The organism is Streptomyces sp. NPDC020362 (assembly GCF_040642095.1).
Taxonomy (GTDB): domain Bacteria; phylum Actinomycetota; class Actinomycetes; order Streptomycetales; family Streptomycetaceae; genus Streptomyces.
On the sequence record NZ_JBFAET010000013.1, the window covers coordinates 19,956 to 40,806 of the forward strand.

Annotated in this window: 16 protein-coding genes; 7 read left to right on the top strand and 9 right to left on the bottom strand. The window is 71.4% G+C overall.

Annotated elements, in window-relative coordinates; all coding sequences use genetic code 11:
- Positions 1-15 precede the first annotated feature (15 nt).
- The gene (locus tag AB0H32_RS08380) at positions 16-312 is read left to right on the top strand and encodes a DUF6343 family protein (RefSeq protein WP_361116185.1); all 297 of its coding nucleotides are present in this window, start codon (positions 16-18) and stop codon (positions 310-312) included.
- Positions 313-439: 127 nt separating this feature from the next.
- Here AB0H32_RS08380 and AB0H32_RS08385 read toward each other — a convergent pair whose 3' ends face one another.
- From AB0H32_RS08385 to AB0H32_RS08395, 3 genes are all read right to left on the bottom strand, one after another.
- Complete coding sequence (locus tag AB0H32_RS08385) at positions 440-820, bottom strand: tetratricopeptide repeat protein (protein WP_361116188.1); 381 nt, start codon at positions 818-820, stop codon at positions 440-442.
- A gap of 49 nt (positions 821-869) precedes the next feature.
- Positions 870-1,517, bottom strand: a complete 648-nt coding sequence (gene coaE, locus AB0H32_RS08390) for a dephospho-CoA kinase (RefSeq protein ID WP_361116191.1) — start codon at positions 1,515-1,517, stop codon at positions 870-872.
- A gap of 77 nt (positions 1,518-1,594) precedes the next feature.
- On the bottom strand, positions 1,595-2,533 hold the full coding sequence (locus AB0H32_RS08395) for a PAC2 family protein (RefSeq protein WP_361116194.1): 939 nt from the start codon (positions 2,531-2,533) through the stop codon (positions 1,595-1,597).
- Positions 2,534-2,764: 231 nt separating this feature from the next.
- On the opposite strand from AB0H32_RS08395, the gene AB0H32_RS08400 reads away from it, so the two are divergent.
- Positions 2,765-3,724, top strand: coding sequence for a right-handed parallel beta-helix repeat-containing protein (locus AB0H32_RS08400; protein ID WP_361116197.1), 960 nt, complete (start codon positions 2,765-2,767; stop codon positions 3,722-3,724).
- Positions 3,725-3,858: 134 nt separating this feature from the next.
- Here the strand turns inward: AB0H32_RS08400 and rpsA are convergent, their stop codons facing one another.
- A complete protein-coding gene (gene rpsA, locus AB0H32_RS08405) occupies positions 3,859-5,352 on the bottom strand; it encodes a 30S ribosomal protein S1 (protein ID WP_067015219.1) in 1,494 nt (497 codons plus the stop codon).
- Between the two features lie 236 nt (positions 5,353-5,588).
- Here rpsA and AB0H32_RS08410 point away from each other — a divergent pair, with 236 nt between their 5' ends.
- Complete coding sequence (locus tag AB0H32_RS08410) at positions 5,589-6,554, top strand: class I SAM-dependent methyltransferase (RefSeq protein WP_361116201.1); 966 nt, start codon at positions 5,589-5,591, stop codon at positions 6,552-6,554.
- Between the two features lie 73 nt (positions 6,555-6,627).
- A complete protein-coding gene (gene hrpB, locus AB0H32_RS08415) occupies positions 6,628-9,153 on the top strand; it encodes an ATP-dependent helicase HrpB (RefSeq protein ID WP_361116204.1) in 2,526 nt (841 codons plus the stop codon).
- Here the strand turns inward: hrpB and AB0H32_RS08420 are convergent.
- The 3 genes from AB0H32_RS08420 to AB0H32_RS08430 form a co-directional block, all read right to left on the bottom strand.
- A complete protein-coding gene (locus tag AB0H32_RS08420) occupies positions 9,143-10,135 on the bottom strand; it encodes a DUF3068 domain-containing protein (RefSeq protein WP_361116207.1) in 993 nt (330 codons plus the stop codon). The two genes, hrpB and AB0H32_RS08420, sit on opposite strands and share 11 nt — an antisense overlap.
- 27 nt (positions 10,136-10,162) lie before the next feature.
- Positions 10,163-10,297: an SPW_0924 family protein gene (locus AB0H32_RS08425; protein ID WP_361116210.1), complete on the bottom strand. Its 135-nt coding sequence runs from the start codon at positions 10,295-10,297 to the stop codon at positions 10,163-10,165.
- Positions 10,298-10,457: 160 nt separating this feature from the next.
- Positions 10,458-12,170: a lytic transglycosylase domain-containing protein gene (locus tag AB0H32_RS08430; RefSeq protein ID WP_361116213.1), complete on the bottom strand. Its 1,713-nt coding sequence runs from the start codon at positions 12,168-12,170 to the stop codon at positions 10,458-10,460.
- Positions 12,171-12,487: 317 nt separating this feature from the next.
- Between AB0H32_RS08430 and AB0H32_RS08435 the strand changes: the two genes are divergently transcribed.
- The gene (locus AB0H32_RS08435; protein ID WP_361116338.1) at positions 12,488-13,345 is read left to right on the top strand and encodes a DUF4184 family protein; all 858 of its coding nucleotides are present in this window, start codon (positions 12,488-12,490) and stop codon (positions 13,343-13,345) included.
- On the opposite strand, the gene AB0H32_RS08440 is transcribed toward AB0H32_RS08435, so the two are convergent.
- Positions 13,263-13,697, bottom strand: coding sequence for a hypothetical protein (locus tag AB0H32_RS08440; RefSeq protein ID WP_361116216.1), 435 nt, complete (start codon positions 13,695-13,697; stop codon positions 13,263-13,265). The genes AB0H32_RS08435 and AB0H32_RS08440 overlap by 83 nt on opposite strands.
- A 409-nt stretch (positions 13,698-14,106) precedes the next feature.
- Complete coding sequence (polA, locus tag AB0H32_RS08445) at positions 14,107-16,833, bottom strand: DNA polymerase I (RefSeq protein WP_361116219.1); 2,727 nt, start codon at positions 16,831-16,833, stop codon at positions 14,107-14,109.
- 383 nt (positions 16,834-17,216) lie between these two features.
- Between polA and AB0H32_RS08450 the strand changes: the two genes are divergently transcribed.
- Together AB0H32_RS08450 and AB0H32_RS08455 are read left to right on the top strand one after the other, a co-directional pair.
- Entirely contained in the window at positions 17,217-19,544 is a 2,328-nt protein-coding gene (locus tag AB0H32_RS08450; RefSeq protein WP_361116222.1) for an FdhF/YdeP family oxidoreductase, read from the top strand.
- Positions 19,545-19,592: 48 nt separating this feature from the next.
- The gene (locus tag AB0H32_RS08455; protein ID WP_361116225.1) at positions 19,593-20,084 is read left to right on the top strand and encodes a hotdog fold thioesterase; all 492 of its coding nucleotides are present in this window, start codon (positions 19,593-19,595) and stop codon (positions 20,082-20,084) included.
- Positions 20,085-20,851: the final 767 nt, after the last annotated feature.

Below are 20,851 nucleotides of genomic sequence, written 5' to 3' on the forward strand. Positions count from 1 at the left end.
AGGAATGGTGATCCGATGCGTACGGGCAGTGAACCGGCGACCGCGCGCAGTGCACTGCGGGCTCGGTTCTGGCTGAGCGTGTGGGGGCTGGTCTGGGCGATCTTCGGCACGGCCGCGTTCGCGCTCGCCGGACGCCCGGGCTGGGCGGCCGCCTGCGGGGTGCTGTGGCTGGTGGTCACCGTAGACATGACCATGATCCTCAGACACATCCGGCAGGGTCCGCACTACCAGCCGGGCCGGGACATACCGCCGTACCGGCCGCCGGACAGCGGTCCGCCCTACCCTGGGCCGCCGCGGCACCGCCACCCCTGAGCGACCCGGCACCGACACCCCCTGAGCAGCCCGGCGCCGTCCCTGAGCGACCGGGGAAGACCACCGCCGAGGCCGCCTCGGGACCCACCGCCCGCTGCCCGGCCGGGACCTGCAGGCTCGCCGGCGCTCAGGAGTCGAAGTCGGCCGCCTTCAGGTACCGCGGGTTCGGATCGAGTGCGGCGGCCAGCCGGAAGTGTCGTTTTGCCTGGTCGGGGCGGCCCTGGCGTTCATAGGTGCGGGCGAGGGCGAAGTGCGCGAACGCGTTGTCCGGCTCGCGCTCCAGCACGATGGTGAACTCCAGCTCCGCGGGCCGCAGTTGAGCGGCGGCGAAGAAGGCACGCGCACGCAGCAGACGGGCCGCGGTGTTCTCGGGGTGTGCGGCGATGACTCCGTCGAGCAGTTTCACCGCGCCCCGCGGATCCCGCGCGTTGAGCAGTTGCTCGGCGGCGCGGAAATCGATGACATGCGTCTCCGGAGTACGTCCGGTCGAACCGCTGGTCTCGGGCACGGCAAAGTCCTTCCCTCACTGCCGCGGTTCAACGCCCGGACGCGGCCCGCTATTCCGCGCCGCCGTCTTGCGGCCGGCCGCCCTCCGCTGCCGTCCGGGACGCACGCGCCCGGCTCACCAGTTCGTCCCACACCTCCGCCACGCGCTTGCGCAGCGCGTCCAGCGGTACGTCGTTGTCGATCACGATGTCGGCGATCTCCCGGCGCTGTTCGCGGGTCGCCTGCGCTGCCATGCGCGCACGTGCGTCCTCCTCGGCCATCCCGCGCAGCCGCACCAGCCGGTCGAGCTGGGTCCGGGGGCTCGCGTCGACGACGATCACGAGGTCGTACAGGGGTGCCAGACGGTTCTCGGTGAGCAGCGGGACGTCGTGGATCACGACGGCGTCGTCGGCCGCGGCGCTCTCCAGATCCCGGGAGCGGGCGCCCACCAGGGGATGCACGATCGAGTTGAGGACGGCCAGCTTGTCGGGGTCGGCGAACACGATCGAGCCGAGCCTGGGGCGGTCCAGGCTGCCGTCCGCGGCCAGGACGTCCTCACCGAACGCCTCCACCACGGCCGCGAGACCGGGCGTTCCTGGCTCGACGACCTCACGTGCGATGCGGTCGGAGTCGATCAGCACGGCCCCGTGCTCCACGAGCAGCCGCGACACCTCGCTCTTGCCGGCGCCGATACCGCCGGTCAGGCCCACCTTCAGCATGAGCGGAAGCTTAGGCCCTGGCACGGACGGGGCCGTCCCCGGCTCCGACCCGGGCCGAACGGCCGGGGGCGGTGACCCTAGTTCTCGCCCTCCCGCTCCGCCAGGAACCGCTCGAATTCCCGCCCGATCTCGTCGGCCGAGGGGATGTCGACCGGTTCCGCGAGCATGTTGCCCCGGGTCTCGGCGCCCGCGGCGGCGTCGTACTGGTGCTCAAGGCCCTGGACGAGCGCGGTCAGCTCCTCGTCGCCCTCCTGGATCTGCCGGTCGATCTCCGTCTGTGTGCGGTGTGCGTCGGTGCGCAGGGAGTGCGCGATGCCGGGCAGCACGAGACCCGTGGCGGCCGTGATGGCCTCCAGGACGGTGAGCGCCGCGTCCGGGTAGGCGGAACGGGCGATGTAGTGCGGAACGTGCGCGGCGACGCCCAGGACGTCGTGCCCGGCTTCCATGAGGCGGTACTCCAGCAGCGACTCGGCGCTGCCGGGTACCTGAGCCTCGTCGAAGGGGCTGCGGTGCCCCGGGACGAGGTCGGTGCGGCTGCCGTGCGGGGTGAGGCCCACGGGGCGGGTGTGCGGGACGCCCATGGGGATGCCGTGGAAGTTCACGGACAGACGGACCCCGAGCCGCTCCACGATCTGCCGCACGGCCGCGGCGAAGCGCTCCCACTCCACGTCCGGCTCGGGGCCGGACAGCAGCAGGAAGGGCGCCCCCGTGGTGTCCTGGACCAGCCGGACCTCGATGCCGGGCTCCTCGTACCCGGTCCAGCGGTCCCGCGTGAAGGTCAGCAGCGGGCGACGGGCCCGGTAGTCCACGAGCCGGTCGTGGTCGAAGCGTGCCACGACCTGGTGGGGCAGTGTGCCGAGGAGCCGTTCGACGATCTGGTCGCCGGTCTCACCCGCGTCGATGTATCCGTCGAAGTGGTAGAGCATGACAAGTCCGGCCGACTCCTGGGCGAGCGCCATGTCGACGACGGCCAGGCCCTTCGGCTCCCATGCGTACAAACCCTGCGGATCAAGCACTGTGACCGCTCCTCCTCGTGTTCACCTTGCCCAACGCGCGGTGAGTCGCGGGCATTCCCGCGTCATGGCGCTGATCAGGCGTCTCGTGCCGCACACCTTGACGCCCCGTCAACTGGTCCGTACCTTCACGAAGACCGGAGTTCATATACACGCACATTGTTCATGTATGAGATCTCGAAATTCGGCGCTCCAGCACTCCGGCGATCCCGTGCCCGTACGTCAGGAGGCCCCATGCGCACGCGTACGCCGCTCACCTCCCTGCTCGCCGCGACGACCGCCACCGGCGGCCTGCTCCTGTGCGCAGCCCCGGCCCCGGCCGCCTCGACCATCGAGGTCTCGACCGCGGCCCAGCTCAAGTCCGCGCTCGGCAGCGCGAAGCCGGGCGACACGATCCACCTGGCGGACGGCACGTACACCGGCAACTTCAAGGCGACCGCGCCGGCCGCAGCCGCGTCCCGCATCACCCTCACCGGCTCACCGCAGGCCGTGCTCTCCGCGAGCGGCGGCTACGGCCTGCACCTGAACGGCGCGTCCTACTGGACGGTCAGCGGGCTGACCGTGACCGGCGGCCAGAAGGGCATCATGATCGACGCTGCCAAGGGTGTCGTGGTGGACGGCGTGACGGTCCACGACCTCGACATGGAGGGCGTCCACTTCCGCAGCTCCAGCACGGACGGCGTGATCAGGAACTCGAGGATCTACGACACCGGGCACGACGGCCGGGGCATGGGCGAGGGCGTGTACGTGGGGACCGCGAACACGCTGTCCGACAAGAGCGACCGCATCCAGATCCTGAACAACACGATCGGCCCCGGCGTCGGCGGCGAGAACGTCGACATCAAGGAGGGCACGACGGGCGCGCAGATCGTCGGCAACACCTTCGACGGCAGCGGTCTGACCGGCGCCAACTACGACGACTCCTGGGTCGACGTGAAAGGCGACGACGTCCTCGTCCAGGACAACACCGGCAGGAACACCAGCAACGACGGCTACCAGACCCACACCCAGCAGTCCGGCTGGGGCTGCGGCACGGTCTTCAGGAACAACAGGTCGAATTTGGCCGGCGCGACGGGCTCGACCAGGCTCGCCATCAACGTGACCAACTACAGCTCGAGCTGCCGGACGACGGTCTACAGCACCAACACGGTGACGGGCGGCAACGGCCTCACCAACATCGCCGTCACACCCTGAGGGCGCGGGGAACTGCGCGACAAGCCACCACGGCCCGCAGACGGAGAACGGCCGACACCCCGAAAAAGTCCGAGGGCCCGTACCTCGAAAGGTACGGGCCCTCAGAACTACCGGCTAAGCCCAGCGGCTAGCGATCAGCTCTGGCCGCCGGCCAGCTTCTCGCGGAGCGCGGCCAGCGCCTCGTCCGAAGCCAGGGCACCGGAGGTGTCCGCACCCTCGGAGGAGTACGAACCGCCACCCGACGCGGCCGGAGCGGCAGCCTCGCCGCCCTCGGCGGCAGCGGCAGCGTCGGCCTCGCGGGACTTGATGACCTGCTGCTGGTGCTGCTCGAAGCGGGTCTGCGCCTCGGCGTACTGGCGCTCCCACTCCTCGCGCTGCTTCTCGTAGCCCTCGAGCCAGTCGTTGGTCTCGGGGTCGAAGCCCTCGGGGTAGATGTAGTTGCCCTGGTCGTCGTAGGACGCGGCCATGCCGTACAGGGTCGGGTCGAACTCGACCGAGGCCGGGTCGGCACCGAAGGACTCGTTGGCCTGCTTCAGCGAGAGGCTGATGCGACGACGCTCGAGGTCGATGTCGATGACCTTGACGAAGATCTCGTCGTTGACCTGGACGACCTGCTCCGGGATCTCCACGTGGCGCTCGGCCAGCTCGGAGATGTGGACCAGACCCTCGATGCCCTCGTCCACGCGGACGAACGCACCGAACGGAACCAGCTTCGTGACCTTACCGGGCACGACCTGGCCGATCTGGTGGGTGCGGGCGAACTGCTGCCACGGGTCTTCCTGGGTCGCCTTCAGCGACAGGGAGACGCGCTCGCGGTCCATGTCGACGTCGAGAACCTCGACGGTGACTTCCTGGCCGACCTCGACAACCTCGGACGGGTGGTCGATGTGCTTCCAGGACAGCTCGGAGACGTGGACCAGACCGTCGACGCCACCCAGGTCCACGAAGGCACCGAAGTTGACGATCGAGGAGACCACACCGGAGCGGACCTGACCCTTCTGGAGGGTCGTGAGGAACGTCTGGCGGACCTCGGACTGGGTCTGCTCCAGCCAGGCACGGCGGGACAGGACCACGTTGTTGCGGTTCTTGTCCAGCTCGATGATCTTGGCCTCGAGCTCCTTGCCGACGTACGGCTGGAGGTCGCGGACGCGGCGCATCTCGACCAGGGAGGCCGGGAGGAAGCCACGGAGGCCGATGTCGAGGATGAGACCACCCTTGACGACCTCGATGACGGTACCGGTGACGATGCCGTCCTCTTCCTTGATCTTCTCGATGGTGCCCCAGGCACGCTCGTACTGGGCGCGCTTCTTCGAGAGGATCAGGCGGCCTTCCTTGTCCTCCTTCTGGAGGACGAGGGCCTCGATCTCGTCACCGACGGCGACGACCTCGTTGGGGTCGACGTCGTGCTTGATCGAGAGCTCGCGGCTCGGGATGACACCTTCGGTCTTGTAACCGATGTCGAGCAGGACCTCGTCCCGGTCGACCTTCACGATGACGCCGTCGACGATGTCGCCGTCGTTGAAGTACTTGATCGTCTCGTCGATCGCGGCGAGGAAGGCTTCCTCGTTACCGATGTCGTTGACCGCAACCTGCGGGGTGGTGGCGGTGGTCTCGGTGCTGCTCGTCATGTGGGAAAGGGCTCCGGTACGGACATTGAAGTCGTAGGCACTGCTTACGCCGGGAGCCCGTTTCGCTCTGCAGAAGCCGGACAGCCAAGGAAGCGCCACACAACGAGCACCAGGTGCCCTGTGGCGCCTCGAGAACCGAGGGGACATACATACAGATGCGAGCGCAGCCTGCTCCGTCTGAGGCGCGCAGGCCCGCAGCGCAACTTGTAGCATACGGGGGCAGCCGGACAGGGTCAATGCACGAAGGCGCACACCCGGGGCGGATCGCCGCATACCCGGCACGAGAATCGTCCCTGGAGGCCACGCAGGGCTGCGGGACCCCTTCCGTGACACGCACCCGGCGGGTTGGACGGAAGAGTACGACGAGGGAGCCGATCATCCAAGAGCCCGGAACGCTCGACCCTGAGGGGTTCGAGCCCGAAGCCACCCGACGCGACACCTCGGTCACGGAGAGCCTCCGCGCCAACCGGGGCTGGTGGGACCGCAACGCGGACGAGTACCAGGTCGAGCACGGCACGTTCCTCGGCGACGACCGCTTCGTGTGGGGCCCGGAGGGTCTGGACGAGGTCGAGGCCGAGCTGCTCGGCCCACCGGGGGAGCTGAAGGGCAAGGACGTCCTGGAGATCGGCGCGGGCGCGGCGCAGTGCTCGCGCTGGCTGGCCGCCCAGGGGGCCCGCCCGGTGGCGCTGGACCTCTCGCACCGCCAGCTCCAGCACGCCCTGCGCATCGGCGGATCGTTTCCCCTCGTGTGCGCCGACGCCGCCGCGCTGCCCTTCGCCGACGACTCCTTCGACCTGGCGTGCTCCGCGTACGGGGCCCTGCCGTTCGTGGCCGACCCGCGGCTGGTACTGCGCGAGGTGGGCCGGGTGCTGCGGCCGGGCGGCCGGTTCGTGTTCTCGGTGACGCACCCGCTCCGCTGGGCGTTCCCGGACGAGCCGGGCCCGGAGGGCCTGTCGGTGGCCTCCTCCTACTTCGACCGCACGCCCTACGTGGAGCAGGACGAGGAGGGCCGCGCGGTGTACGTCGAGCACCACAGGACGCTCGGCGACCGGATCCGGGACATCGTGGCCTCGGGCTTTCGCCTGGTGGACCTCGTGGAGCCGGAGTGGCCGGCCTGGAACACCTCGGAGTGGGGCGGCTGGTCCCCGCTGCGCGGGAACCTGATTCCGGGGACGGCGATCTTCGTGTGCGAACGCGACTGACGATACGGCCGACGCCTCTGCGCAGGCGCACGCACGCGTGAGGACCGTTCTCCCGTCGTACGACACTGGGGGCGTGATCCGTTACGACGCCCTGGACGCGCTGCCCGTGCGCGCCGCCCTGCCCGCGCTCACCGACGCCCTGGACACGGACGGTGCCGCCGTCCTGGTGGCGCCGCCCGGCACCGGCAAGACGACGCTGGCGCCGTTGGTGCTCGCGGGGCTGGTCGGCGGCGGTCCCGCGCGGCGGGTCGTGGTGGCCGAGCCGCGGCGTATCGCGGCGCGGGCGGCGGCCCGTCGGATGGCGTGGCTGCTGGGCGAGAAACCAGGCGGCAGCGTGGGCCACACGGTGCGCGGCGAGCGGGTCGTGGGGCGGCACACGCGCGTGGAGGTCGTGACCACCGGTGTGCTGCTGCAGCGGCTGCAGCGGGACCAGGAGCTGACCGGCGTCGACGTCGTGGTGCTCGACGAGTGCCACGAGCGGCATCTGGACGCCGACACGGCGGCCGCGTTCCTGTGGGACGTACGGCAGACGCTGCGGCCGGAGCTGCGGCTGGTGGCCGCGTCGGCGACCACGGACGCACAGGGCTGGGCACGGCTGCTCGGCGGCGCTCCGGTGGTCGAGGCCGAGGGGGTCTCGCATCCCGTGGAGGTGCTGTGGGCGCCGCCCGCGCGTCCCGTACGCCCGCCGCACGGCATGTGGGTCGATCCGGCGCTGCTCGCGCACGTGGCCTCGGTGGTGCGGCGGGCACTGGCCGAGCGGGAGGGCGACGTGCTGTGCTTCCTGCCCGGTACGGGCGAGATCGCGCGCGTGGCCGGGCAGCTCGGGGTTCTTGGGTCGGTGGACGTGCTCCAGGTCCACGGGCGGGCGCCCGCCGCCGTGCAGGATGCGGTGCTGGCACCCGGGGAGCGGCGCCGGGTGGTGCTGGCGACATCCGTGGCGGAGTCGTCGCTGACGGTGCCCGGGGTACGGGTCGTGGTCGACTCGGGGCTCGCGCGGGAACCGCGGGTGGATCACGCGCGCGGGCTGAGCGGGCTGACCACGGTACGGGCGTCCCGGGCGGCCGGGCGGCAGCGGGCGGGGCGGGCCGGGCGTGAGGCGCCCGGGGCGGTGTACCGGTGCTGGACGGAAGCCGAGGACGGCCGTCTGACGGCTTTTCCGGCACCGGAGATCAAGGTGGCCGACCTGACCGCGTTCGCCCTTCAGGCGGCCTGCTGGGGCGATCCGGACGCCTCCGGGCTGGCGCTGCTGGATCCGCCGCCGGGCGGGGCGATGGCGGCGGCGCGGGACGTGCTGACGGCCGTGGGGGCGGTGGACTCCGCCGGGCGGGCCACGGAGCTCGGTGTACGGCTGGGGCGGCTCGGGGTGCATCCCCGGCTGGGGCGGGCCCTGCTGGACACGGCGGGTGAGGGCGCCGGGGTTGTCGCTCTCCTGTCCGAAGAGGTGCCGCGGGACTACGGGGACGATCTCGCCGGTGCTCTGCGGCGTGCTCGGCGCGGGGGTGACGCCTACGGGGAGCGGTGGCGCAGCGAGGTGCGGCGGCTGCGGTCCGTGTCGGGGGAGTTCTCCCACCCGGCCGCCCATGACCGTCCGCCGTCCGTGGACGTCCAGGGCGGGCCCGGCTCCGGTGACGACAGGGGCGTCGGGCTCGTCGCTGCGCTGGCCTTCCCCGAGCGGGTCGCCAGGTTCGACGGCGGGTCGTACCTCATGGCGTCCGGGACGCGGGCCGAGGTGTCCGAGGGGTCGGCCCTGCGCGGGGCACCGTGGATCGTCGTCGCGGTCGCCGACCGGCCCGGCGGGAAGGGGCACGCGCGCGTGCGGCTCGGCGCGGGCGTGCCCGAGGACGTGGCGCGGGCCGCCGCCGCGCCGCTCCTGGAGGAGCGGGACGAGGTCCACTGGGCGGACGGTGATGTCGTCGCCCGGCGTGTCGAACGGCTGGGTGCCGTCGAGTTGGCCGTGCGTCCCCTCAAGGACGTCGATCCCGGACTCGTGCGCGACGCCCTCCTCGAAGGGCTCCGGCAGGAGGGGTTCGGGCTGTTGCGGTGGTCGCCGGAGGCCGAGGCGTTGCGGCAGCGGCTGGCATTCCTGCGCGTGCACCTCGGGGAGCCCTGGCCGGACGTGTCGGACGAGGCGCTGCACGCGCGCGTGGACGAATGGCTGGAGCCGGAGCTGAGCCGGGCCCGGCGCCGGGCCGATCTCGGGCGGATCGAGGCCGGGCAGGCGCTCGCGCGGCTGCTGCCCTGGGCGAGCGGGGAGGCCGCCCGGCTGGACGAGCTGGCGCCCGACCGGATCGTCGTGCCCAGTGGGTCCGGAATCCGGATCGACTACGGGGACCCGGAGCGGCCCGTCCTCGCGGTCAAGTTGCAGGAGATGTTCGGGCTGCAGGAGACGCCGGCCGTGGCAGGGGTCCCGCTGCTCGTCCATCTCCTCTCCCCCGCCGGGCGGCCCGCCGCCGTCACGGCCGACCTCGCCTCCTTCTGGAAGGACGGCTACCAGGGCGTGCGAGCGGAGCTGCGCGGGCGCTATCCGAAGCATCCGTGGCCCCAGGACCCGGCCACGGCCGAACCCACCCGGCACACCAACGCACGGCTCAGGCGCTGACCGGTTCGGGTTCCGCCGCCCGGGTGGGTGTCGGGTCCTGCGGGCGGCGGCCGCGTGCCTCCAGATAGAGGGAGAGCGCCAGGAGCAGGAGGCCGAGGGCCAGGAAGCCCCGGGGCAGGCAGGACGTGAGCATCAGGACCAGGGTGCGGTTGTGCTTGACCAGGGCGACCGTGTGCTCGATGTAGTCCTCGCGCATCTTCACGTCGCCCGCGAACGCCGTCACCTTGGCGCGGCCCCCGAGCAGGGTGCCGCCGCGCAGTTCCTCCTTGTGCAGTTCCTCGCCGTACACGGGTGCTCCGGTGACCGGTTCGACCCAGAACCTGCGGACCGTGCTGTACCAGCGGGTGGTGCCGGTCCTGGCCACCGACTCGGGGGTGACGCCCTGGACCGGCATGGTCTTGGGGAAGGCAACCCTGGTCCAGGGAATGGTCTGTTCGAAGTAGTAGACCTTCAGGCCGCGGAAGGTCTGGGTGCCCTTGTAGTGGATGGGGCTGGTGGTGCGGGTCTGCGCGTCGAAGTACTCGTAGTCGCGCTTCTGGGTGAGGAAAGGCCACTTGAACTCGATGCCGTGCCGTTCGACCGGGTCGCCGTCGACCGCCTCGCCGGTGGCGTGGACGGGGTCCTGGCTGTGGGCGTCGAAGATGTAGCGCTCGGGGATCTTGGAGACCATCTTGTCGTCGGGGCCCTGAAGGTAGGAGAGGCCGTCCCAGACGACGACGGGACGGCCGGCGGTCTTCTCTGTCTTCCTGGCGGCCTCCACGTTGCCCTTGAGGGTCTGCACGATGGTGACCTTGGAGACCTTCTTCGCGCGCATGGTTCCGTAGTCGAGGAGGGTGGCGCCCTTGGCCTCCAGGACCATGTCCTGGTACTGGTTCGCGGGGATCCTGGCCAGGCGCGGGAAGGCGTACCAGCGCATCAGCGGGGACAGCGCCGCGAAGAACACGGCGCAGGCGAGCAGGACCAGGCTTGCCTTGCGGCGCATGTGGGCCTCCCTCCCGGACGGGCGCCGCTACGGGTGCGAGGGCACCGTCGTCAGCAGCGGCTTGGGGGATGTCCGGCCCGTCGGCGCACCCATGGCGGTCATCGCCAGGACCAGGGCGAACGCGAGGGCGAGACCGGTCGCGGCGGCGATCAGGGCGCGCATGCGGGGCCTCCCGGCGGACGGTTCCTGATGGTTCGTCAGGTGAGGCAGGCACCGTAGCAACGGGCGGCCGAGATGAGAACAGGTTGCACACACGGACGAGGGCGCCCCTTCCGCGGCGGAGGGGGCGCCCTGTGGCCCTGCGTCTGTTCCGTGCGTGCCGTCAGGAGGTCGCGGACGGGCTCGGCGAGGGGCTCGGCGAGGTGTCGGCCGCGGCGACCTTCAGCTCAACGGTGAGGGTCGCGCCGCCGGTGGTGGTGATGCGGAGCAGGAAAGTGCCGGTGGTGTCGTCCGCGTACAGCTTCGGCAGCGTGAGCAGGCCCTTGTCGTCGGTCTGCAGGCCGGTGAGGGTGCGGACGGTCTTGCCGTCGGCGTCCTTGAAGTAGGGGCCCTTGTCGTTCTCGGTGGGGTCGTCGGCCGCCTTGATCAGGGTGGCGGTGGCGGCGACCTTGTCCGCGACGGCGCCCTTGTACGTCGCCTTCACCTCGACCTGGTCGGCGAACTCGCCGCCCGGGGTGCAGGTCAGCGGGGTGTCGCTGGTGCGGACGAGGGTGTCGGCGGCCCGTTCGGTGACCGTGGCCGTGTAGTCGACCCCCTTGGCCTTGTGACCGACCAGAACAGCGGTGATCTTGAAGTCGCCGGTCTTCTCGCCCGCCTGGAGCGCGGGCGCGACCGCGATGCCCTTGGCGTCGGTGGCGATGGTGGCCACGGTCTCGCCGCCGGCGAAGGTGGCGTCGGTGTCGCCGGTGATGGTGAACCGGATCCGGACCTTGCCGACGGCCTTGCCCGCCTTGGTCTCGGCGCGGGTGCCGATCCGCTGGTCGAACGCGTCTCCGGCCATCGCGTCGAGCTTCGCGGTACCCGCGTCCTCCAGGTGGTCCACGGTCTCGGAGGGAGTCTGCGGAACCGGCGGCTTCGGGGGCTTCGGGGGCTTGGGCTCGGGGGTCTTGTTGCCGCCGGGCTTGTGCGGCTTCGGCTTCGGCCTGGTCTTCGGCGGGTGGGAGGGGTTCGCGGGTTCGGAGGGCTGCGTGGTGCCGTCGTCGCTGCGGTGGCCGGGCACGCCGCCCGTGCCGTCGGGCACGGTGTGGGTGCCCTTGCGGTAGTACTCCAGCCAGCTCAGGACCAGGTTCAGGTAGTCCTGCGAGTCGTTGTAGCTGAGGATCGCGCTGTGCAGGCCGGCTTCGCTCGAGAGGTCCCAGTTGTTGCGGCACAGGTAGTGGCCGGCGGCGAGCGCGGCGTCGTAGACGTTGTTGGGGTCCGCCTTGCCGTCCCCGTTGCCGTCGCGGCCGGCCCACGCCCAGGTGGACGGGATGAACTGCATCGGGCCGACGGCCTGGTCGTAGGAGCTGTTGCCGTCGTACTTGCCGTGGTCGGTGTCCTTGATGAGCGCGAAGCCGTTGCCGTCGAGCTGCGGGCCGAGGATCCGGCTCAGCGTCGTGCCGTTCGCGTCGACGAGGCCGCCGCGGGCCTGGCCGGACTCGACCTTGCCGATGGCGGCGAGGAGTTGCCAGGGCAGGTTGCAGCCCGGCTTGGAGGAGCGCAGTTCGGCCTCGGCCTTCTTGTAGGCGTCGAGGACGGTGGCGGGGATACCGGCCTCGCCCTCACCCCGGGAAACGGGCGTGCCGACGGTGGGCGACGGGCTGGGGTTGGGGCTGTTGAGAGGCGGCAGGTCCGTGTAGTACGGCGAGTTGCCGGTGGCGTTGCCGTCGGAGGCCACATCGGGTGCGGAGGTGCTGGCGCCGGTCGGGGTCTGTCTGCCGTGGTCCTCGCCGGTCGCCCCCGGTGCCTGGGACGCGGACAGAGCCGCGACCGCCGCCGCGGCCACGGCGGTGGTCGCCGCTCCCTTGCACAGCCGCCTGCCGAAATGCGCCGCCATAGAGTGAACCCTCCCGTGGACGCGGTGCGTCCGTCTCCGTCTGACTGCCTCGCTCTGGTGTGACGGTCGACCCGGTGTTCTGGTTGCCCCTGTGCCGCCATTGCGTGTGTGTGAGGTGTGTCCGGCCGCGCGTCCGGGCCGGCAACCCAGGTGACCCTACGACAACTTGCTGTGAGTGGGGACCCGTTCGCGCCCGGTTTTCACCGATTGGCCAACTGTCGTTGCCCCGGGCGTCCGCGGGCGGCATGCACGCATACTGGACGGACGTCATCACCGGTTCCCGCGCCACGGCCGCCGATCGTTTCCAGGGGGCTCTGTTGCCGTTCACGCTCAGCCATGCGGCGGCCGTCCTGCCGGCCGTCCGGCAGGACGGCACGGGCCGGGGCCGTCTGGTGCCCGCGGTACTCGTCGCGGGCTCCTTCGCGCCCGACATGACCTACTACGCGGCGAGTGTCCTGTCGGGCGGGATGGGATTCGGGACGTTCACGCACTCCTTGGCCGGTGTGGTGAGCGTGGACGTGCTCATCTCCTGGGCGCTGGTGGGGTTGTGGCTGCTCGTCCGGGAGCCGCTCGTGGCGCTGCTGCCCCGGACCGGTCAGGGGCGTCCGGCGGCACTGCTGCGCTGCGGCGCGCCCCGCACGCGCGTGCGGGCTGCGTCCGTGCTGTGGTGGTACGTCTCCGCTGCGCTCGGCGCACTGACGCATGTCGTGTGGGACGCGTTCACGCATCACGACCGGTGGGGGTCACGGCTGACTCCCGCCCTGGGACGGAGTCTGGCGGGCATGCCGATGTACTCATGGCTGCAGTACGGCACGTCCGCGGCGGCCGCCGCGGTGATCGCCGTGTTTCTGGCACGTGCGCTGCGGCGGGTGCCGGGCGGTGAGCCGGTGGGGGTGCCCCTGCTGTCCGTACGGGACCGCCGGCGGGCCGGTGCCGTGATCGGCGGCTGCGCCCTGGTGGGGGCGGTGCAGCGGGCGTTGCGGTGGTGGGAGTACTGGGGTGCGAACGGCCGGCCCTGGGACCTGGTGCCCACGCTGTGCTTCGGGGTGGGCAGCGGGCTGGTCCTCGGGGTGCTGGTGTACGCGGCCGGGGTCAGGGTGTGGCGCCCGGCCCGGGTTCCGGGTGGTCCCGGTGGTGCGGTCGGTGCGGAGCAGGGCCGGCCGGTGGCCCGGTGACAGGAGCCTTCAGGACAGGGGCCACGAAGACGGTGAGGGTGCGCCGGGGGCGGGATTTCGGGATCAGGGCGAGCAGGAGCGCGAGGTAGCCGCGGGCCAGATCCGCCCTGACGCGCCGGTCGAGGGCGGCACCGTCCGCCCGGGTGCCCCGTGTGGCGAGCCGGCGTCGCACGTCCGCTGCGGCCCTGCGGGCCCTGGTGGCCGGGTCGGCGGGGATGCGGGCGGTGCTTGCGTCGGCCGCCAGGGGCAGGACCTGCGAGGCGGGCGTGACCTGGGCCGAGGCGGTGTGCGGCCGGGCCGGGGCGCCGTTGCGTGCCTCGGGCGTCCGGCGGTGAAGCATGCGTATACCCATGCCCGCAGTGTTGCGGCTGCGGGGCCCCGGGGGCGTTTTGGCGGGGGCCACGTGAGTGAAAGGCCCTCCCGGGGTTCGGCCGGGTCGGTGGGGGCGGGGTGCGGGCTGTGGGAGCCGTGGAGGGCCCTGCGCAGGGTGGAGGGCCCTGCGCAGGGTGGAGGTGCGGGGCGCCACGGGGGCCCTGGGCGTTTGGGAGGGTTCAGCACCCCCCGGAGCGCGCGGTGGGGGTTGATCGCCGTCGCGGTGGAGATGGCGGCGCTGCGGGTGTGCGAGAAGCAGACGTCGGGGCAGCGAAGAGTGGGTGCCGACCGCATCGGCCGGCACAAACCGGCACTCGCGGCAGACAGCGCGGTGGCCGGGGGCGGTGCCGCAGGGGTGGCGGGAACGCCCTCGGCCGGGGCCGTGGAGGCTAGTGCGCCGCCGACTCCCAGTCCGGGCCGACGCCCACCGAAACGTCGAGGGGTGCCCTCAGGTCGACCGCGGACGCCATCTCGCGGCGGACGATCTCCTCGGTGGCCTCGCGCTCGCCGGGGGCGATCTCCAGGACGATTTCGTCGTGGACCTGGAGCAGCATGCGGGACTTGAGGTCCGCCTCGCGCAGCGCCCGGTCGACCTTGAGCATGGCGATCTTGACGATGTCCGCCGCCGTGCCCTGGATCGGCGCGTTCAGGGCCATCCGCTCGGCCGCCTCGCGGCGCTGGCGGTTGTCGCTGTTGAGGTCCGGGAGGTAGCGGCGGCGGCCGAAGAGCGTCGCCGTGTAGCCCGTCGCCCGCGCCTCGTCGACGGCCCGGCGCAGATAGTCCCGTACGCCGCCGAAGCGCTCGAAGTAGGTGTCCATCAGAGCGCGCGCCTCGGCCGCCTCGATGTTCAGCTGCTGGGAGAGGCCGAAGGCGGACAGGCCGTACGCCAGGCCGTACGACATCGCCTTGATCTTGCGGCGCATCTCCGCGTCCACCGCGTCCCGCTCCACCGCGAAGACCTGCGAGGCGACGGTGGTGTGCAGGTCCTCGCCGGAGGTGAACGCCTCGATCAGGCCCTCGTCCTCGGAGAGGTGGGCCATCACGCGCAGCTCGATCTGGCTGTAGTCGGCGGTCATCAGGGACTCGAAGCCCTCGCCGACCACGAAGCCGCGGCGGATGGCGCGGCCCTCGTCGGTGCGGACCGGGATGTTCTGCAGGTTCGGGTCCGTGGAGGACAGGCGGCCGGTCGCGGCCACCGTCTGGTTGAAGGTGGTGTGGATGCGGCCGTCACCGGCGACGGTCTTGATCAGGCCCTCGACCGTGACCCGCAGCTTCGCCTGCTCACGGTGACGGAGCATGATCACCGGGAGTTCGTTGTCGGTCTGGGTGGCGAGCCAGGCCAGGGCGTCGGCGTCGGTGGTGTAACCGGTCTTGGTCTTCTTCGTCTTGGGCAGTGCCAACTCGCCGAAGAGGACCTCCTGGAGCTGCTTGGGCGAGCCCAGGTTGAACTCGTGGCCGGCGGCCGCGTGCGCCTCCTTCACGGCCTGCTGCACGGCGCCCGCGAACATCTGCTCCATCGTCTCCAGGTGCGCGCGGTCGGCCGCGATGCCATGGCGCTCCATGCGGGCCAGCAGGGCGGAGGTGGGCAGCTCCATGTCCCTCAGCAGGTCGGCGGCGCCGACTTCCTGGAGGCGGCCCTCGAAGGCCTCGCCCAGGTCGAGGACGGCGCGGGCCTGGATCATCAGCGCCTCGGCCTCCGCGCCGTCGTCCGCGCCGAAGGCCAGCTGGCCGTCGGCCGCGGCGGCGGGGGCCAGCTCGCGGTGCAGGTACTCCAGGGACAGCGCGTCCAGGTCGAAGGAGCGGCGGCCCGGCTTGACCAGGTAGGCGGCGAGCGCGGTGTCCATGGCGACGCCCTCGACGCTCCAGCCGTGCTCGGCGAAGACGCGCATGGCCCCCTTGGCGCTGTGGAACACCTTGGGCCGGGCGGCGTCGGCGAGCCAGGCCGCGAACGCGTTCTCGTCGGTCTCGTCCAGCTCGGCGGGGTCGAACCAGGCGGCCGCTCCCCCGGCCGCGGCGAGGGCGACCTCGGCGACCGAGCCGGTGCCCAGCGCCCAGGTGTCGACGGTGGCGACACCGAGGGTCCCGGTGCCGTGCCCGGCCAGCCAGGGGGTCAGCTCGCCGGTCCCGAGGATCTTGCCGTCCAGTTCAACGCCGTCCGCGGCGACCGGGGTGACCTCGACCTCCTCGGCACCCGGGTCCACGGCGAAGAGCCGCTCGCGCAGGGACGGGTTGCGGATTTCCAGGGTGTCCAGGACCATCGCGACGGTCTTGCGGTCGTACGGCGCGCGCTCCAGGTCGGTGACCGTCCTCGGCAGCTCGACCTGGCGCTCCAGCTCGGTGAGGACGCGGTTGAGCTTGACCGACTCCAGGTGGTCGCGGAGGTTCTGCCCGGCCTTGCCCTTGACCTCGTCGGCCCGCTCGACCAGCTCGGCGAACGAGCCGAACTGGTTGATCCACTTCGCGGCGGTCTTCTCGCCGACACCGGGGATGCCGGGGAGGTTGTCGGACGGGTCGCCGCGCAGGGCCGCGAAGTCGGGGTACTGGACGGGCGTCAACCCGTACTTCTCGAGAACCTTCTCCGGGGTGAAGCGGGTCAGCTCGGAAACGCCCTTCGTCGGGTACAGCACCGTGGTGTTCTCGGTGACCAGCTGGAAGGAGTCGCGGTCGCCGGTGACGATGAGGACCTCGAAGCCCTCGGCCTCGGCCTGGGTGGCGAGGGTGGCGATGATGTCGTCCGCCTCGAAGCCCTCGACGGCGAAGCGCGGTGCGTGCATCGCGTCGAGCAGCTCGCCGATCAGCTCGACCTGGCCCTTGAACTCGTCCGGGGTCTTGGAGCGGTTCGCCTTGTACTCGGTGAACCGCTCGGAGCGCCAGGTCTTGCGAGAGACGTCGAACGCCACCGCGAAGTGGGTGGGCGCCTCGTCACGCAGGGTGTTGGCCAGCATCGACGCGAAACCGTAGATCGCGTTCGTCGGCTGGCCCGTCGCGGTCGTGAAGTTCTCCGCGGGCAGCGCGAAGAACGCTCGGTAGGCCAGGGAGTGCCCGTCCATGAGCATCAGCCGGGGACGGGGGCCGCCGGGGGTCTTGTCGGTCTTCTTCGATGCTGTCTCTGCCACGCCCCCGATCCTGCCACGGCCCACTGACACTCCGGTGCGGGCGGCTCCGCCGGGGACCGGGGAGGCTCCGTGCCGATTGCCCGGCAGAGCGGGCGGATGTGGGACAAGCTGCCTGGCCGACGGCGGCTCGGCACCGCCGGGCGGCGCCGTCGCGGCCACGGCCGATCGCCGGTACGGCAGAGATGGAACCGGTCGCCCGGTATGGAAGAGGTACATCCGTCGCAGCCCCCGTGGCACGCCCTCCCGGACATCGGCCCCGTCCGCCGCCACACGCCCTCCCGGACATCGGCCCCGTCCCGGGCCAGCCCACCACTGCTGGCTGTCGGCGGGTCGTGGGAGGATCGGGGCCTTATTGCTCACACGCAGGCGAAAGGGAGCGCTCGATGGCGACGAAGCCACCCATGGGGGATCCGGTTCAGGACGCGCCGCAGGTCGCGGAGCCGAAGCATGCTGCGGCGGGGCTGCCCGCCATCGGACACACCCTGCGCATCGCCCAGCAGCAGATGGGCGTCAAGCGCACCGCGCTGACGCTGCTGCGCGTGAACCAGAAGGACGGCTTCGACTGCCCGGGCTGCGCCTGGCCGGAGCCGGACCACCGGCACAAGGCGGAGTTCTGCGAGAACGGCGCCAAGGCGGTGGCCGAGGAGGCCACCCTGCGCCGGGTCACGCCCGAGTTCTTCGCCGCGCACTCCGTCGCCGACCTGGCCACCAGGAGCGGCTACTGGCTGGGCCAGCAGGGGCGGCTCACGCACCCCATGTACCTTCCCGAGGGTGCCGAGCGCTACGAGCCGGTGAGCTGGGAGCGGGCCTTCGGGATCATCGCCGAGGAGATCTCCGCCCTCGGCTCCCCCGACGAGGCCGTCTTCTACACCTCGGGGCGGACCAGCAACGAGGCCGCGTTCCTGTACCAGCTCTTCGCGCGCGAGCTGGGCACCAACAACCTTCCCGACTGCTCGAACATGTGCCACGAGTCGTCCGGCTCGGCGCTGTCCGAGACGATCGGCATCGGCAAGGGCAGCGTCCTGCTGGAGGACCTGTACAAGGCCGACCTGATCATCGTCGCGGGACAGAACCCGGGGACGAACCATCCGCGCATGCTCTCCGCGCTGGAGAAGGCCAAGGCGAACGGCGCGAGGATCATCAGCGTCAACCCGCTGCCCGAGGCCGGCCTGGAGCGGTTCAAGAACCCGCAGACCCCGCAGGGCATGCTCAAGGGCGCGGCTCTCACCGATCTGTTCCTGCAGATCCGCATCGGCGGCGACCAGGCCCTGTTCCGTCTCCTCAACCGGCTGATCCTGGAGGCGGAGGGCGCGGTCGACGAGGAGTTCGTACACGAACACACCCACGGGTACGAGGAGTTCGCCGCCGCCGCGAAGGCCGCCGACTGGGACGAGACGCTCGCCGCGACCGGCCTCACGCGCGCGCAGATCGAGGAGACCCTGGGGATGGTGCTCGCCTCCCGGCGGACCATCGTCTGCTGGGCGATGGGCCTCACCCAGCACAAGCACGCCGTCCCGACCATCCGCGAGGTGGTCAACTTCCTTCTGCTGCGCGGCAACATCGGCCGTCCCGGCGCGGGCGTGTGCCCGGTGCGCGGCCACTCCAACGTGCAGGGCGACCGCACGATGGGCATCTTCGAGCGGCCCGCCCCGGCCTTCCTGGACGCACTGGAGAGGGAGTTCGGGTTCGCGCCGCCGCGCGAGCACGGTTTCGACGTCGTACGGGCCATCCGCGCGCTGCGCGACGGCGAGGCGAAGGTGTTCTTCGCCATGGGCGGCAACTTCGTCGCCGCCTCCCCCGACACGGACGTCACCGAGGCGGCCATGCGGCGCGCCCGGCTGACCGTGCACGTGTCGACCAAGCTGAACCGCTCGCACGTGGTCACGGGCGCGCGTGCCCTGATCCTGCCGACGCTCGGCCGTACCGAACGCGATCTGCAGGTCGGCCCGGACGGGAAGAGCACAGAGCAGTTCGTCACCGTCGAGGACTCCATGGGCATGGTGCACGCCTCGCGGGGGCGGCTTGCGCCCGCGAGCGGTCAGCTGCTGTCGGAGCCGGCGATCGTGTGCCGGATGGCGAGCCGGGTGCTCGGCGCGGACAGCAAGGTGCCGTGGGAGGAGTTCGAGAAGGACTACGCGACGATCCGCGACCGCATCGCGCGCGTGATCCCCGGTTTCGAGGACTTCAACGCGCGCGTGGCCCGCCCCGGCGGCTTCACGCTGCCGCACGCACCGCGCGACGAGCGCCGCTTCCCGACGGCGACCGGCAAGGCGAACTTCACGGCGGCGCCGGTGGAGTACCCCCAGCTGCCCGAGGGCCGACTGCTGCTGCAGACGCTGCGCTCGCACGACCAGTACAACACCACCATCTACGGCCTGGACGACCGCTACCGGGGCATCACGAACGGACGCCGGGTGGTGCTGGTGCACCCGGAGGACGCACGGGCCCTGGGGGCCGCCGACGGGTCGTACGTCGACCTGGTGAGCGAGTGGAAGGACGGCGTGGAACGGCGGGCGCCGGGCTTCCGGGTCGTGCACTATCCGACGACCCGGGGCTGTGCCGCCGCCTACTACCCGGAGACCAACGTGCTCGTGCCGCTGGACGCCACCGCCGACACCAGCAACACCCCGGCCAGCAAGTCCGTCGTGGTCCGCCTCGAAAACCGGACGGGCCCTGCGGAGCGCCGTCTGGAACAATCGGCGACCGACTGAGCGTTTGCTCAGCCAAGAAAAAGGTGTACGACGAACGGAGCCGGACCCATGGGCGAGCAGCAGCAGGTGGAATTCCCGCAGGAGGTCATCGACGAGTACGCCGCGCTCGGCGTCGACCTTCCCGCGCTGTTCTCGGCAGGCCATCTCGGGGCGCGGATGGGCGTGCAGATCCTGGAGGCCTCGGCGGACCGCGTCGTCGGGACGATGCCGGTGGAGGGCAACACCCAGCCCTACGGCCTGCTGCACGGGGGCGCCTCCGCGGTGCTGGCGGAGACCCTGGGCTCGGTCGGCTCCATGCTGCACGGCGGCAGCTCGAAGATCGCGGTCGGCGTGGACCTGAACTGCACGCATCACCGCGGGGTCCGCTCGGGCCTGGTCACGGGCGTGGCCACGCCCGTGCACCGCGGCCGGTCGACGGCGACGTACGAGATCGTGATCAGCGACGAGGAGGGCCGCCGGGTGTGCAGCGCCCGGCTGACCTGCCTGCTGCGGGACGTGCGCAAGGGCGACGAGGTGCACGTCCGAGGCACCGGCGTCTGACAGCGTCCCGGCGGGGCCCGACGGGCTCCGCCGGGCCGTCGAGCACCGTCGAGCCGTCGTGTCCGGTCGGCGGAGCCGCACCCGGCCGACGGAGTCGCCGGCGACCGACGGAGTCGTCCGGGCCGGGGCCCGCTCCGCGCGGAGACCGGCCACGCGGGTGGCACATTTCTCGAAGCCGCGTCAGAAATTCGACGCAGAACACGAATTGACGGTCCGCCAGATCGGCCACGGAATCCGTCGGCCGGGATCGGCCGTTGCCGGGCACCCGGCCCGTCCGGCATACGGGCAGTGCCCGCAGCCCCGGGAGCACCGCACACGCCGACGTCGCACGGCCCTGCCCCGCCGTCTCCGCCCCCCGTGCGACACCCCCGGATCGCACCCCTCGCAGGGAAATGCGAAGAGGCCCGAGGCCTGAACTCCCTTTCCTTGACGTAACTCTACGTAATACGCGTGCAATACCCATTCGCGGTTTCGCTCCTGGCACCCACGGTGCGCAGGACCCCTCGGACACCCCGGAAGTAGCCTGCAGCAACAGTGCCGCGTAATCACCAAAACCATCGAGACGCCTGAACGGATCACGGTGAGTCCTGCAGGTTCTCAGAATGCGGACGGGGCGAATCGGACTGAATTCCTTCTTTCCCCCCGGCGTGTACCGCTCTGCATTACCTCGTGTCATAACAAGAGCGTCACAGCCTTGGTCAAGCCCTCCTCCACGTTCCGCACACACGCTTAGAGTCACGGCCAGTCACCGCTCCATCGGGAGTTCG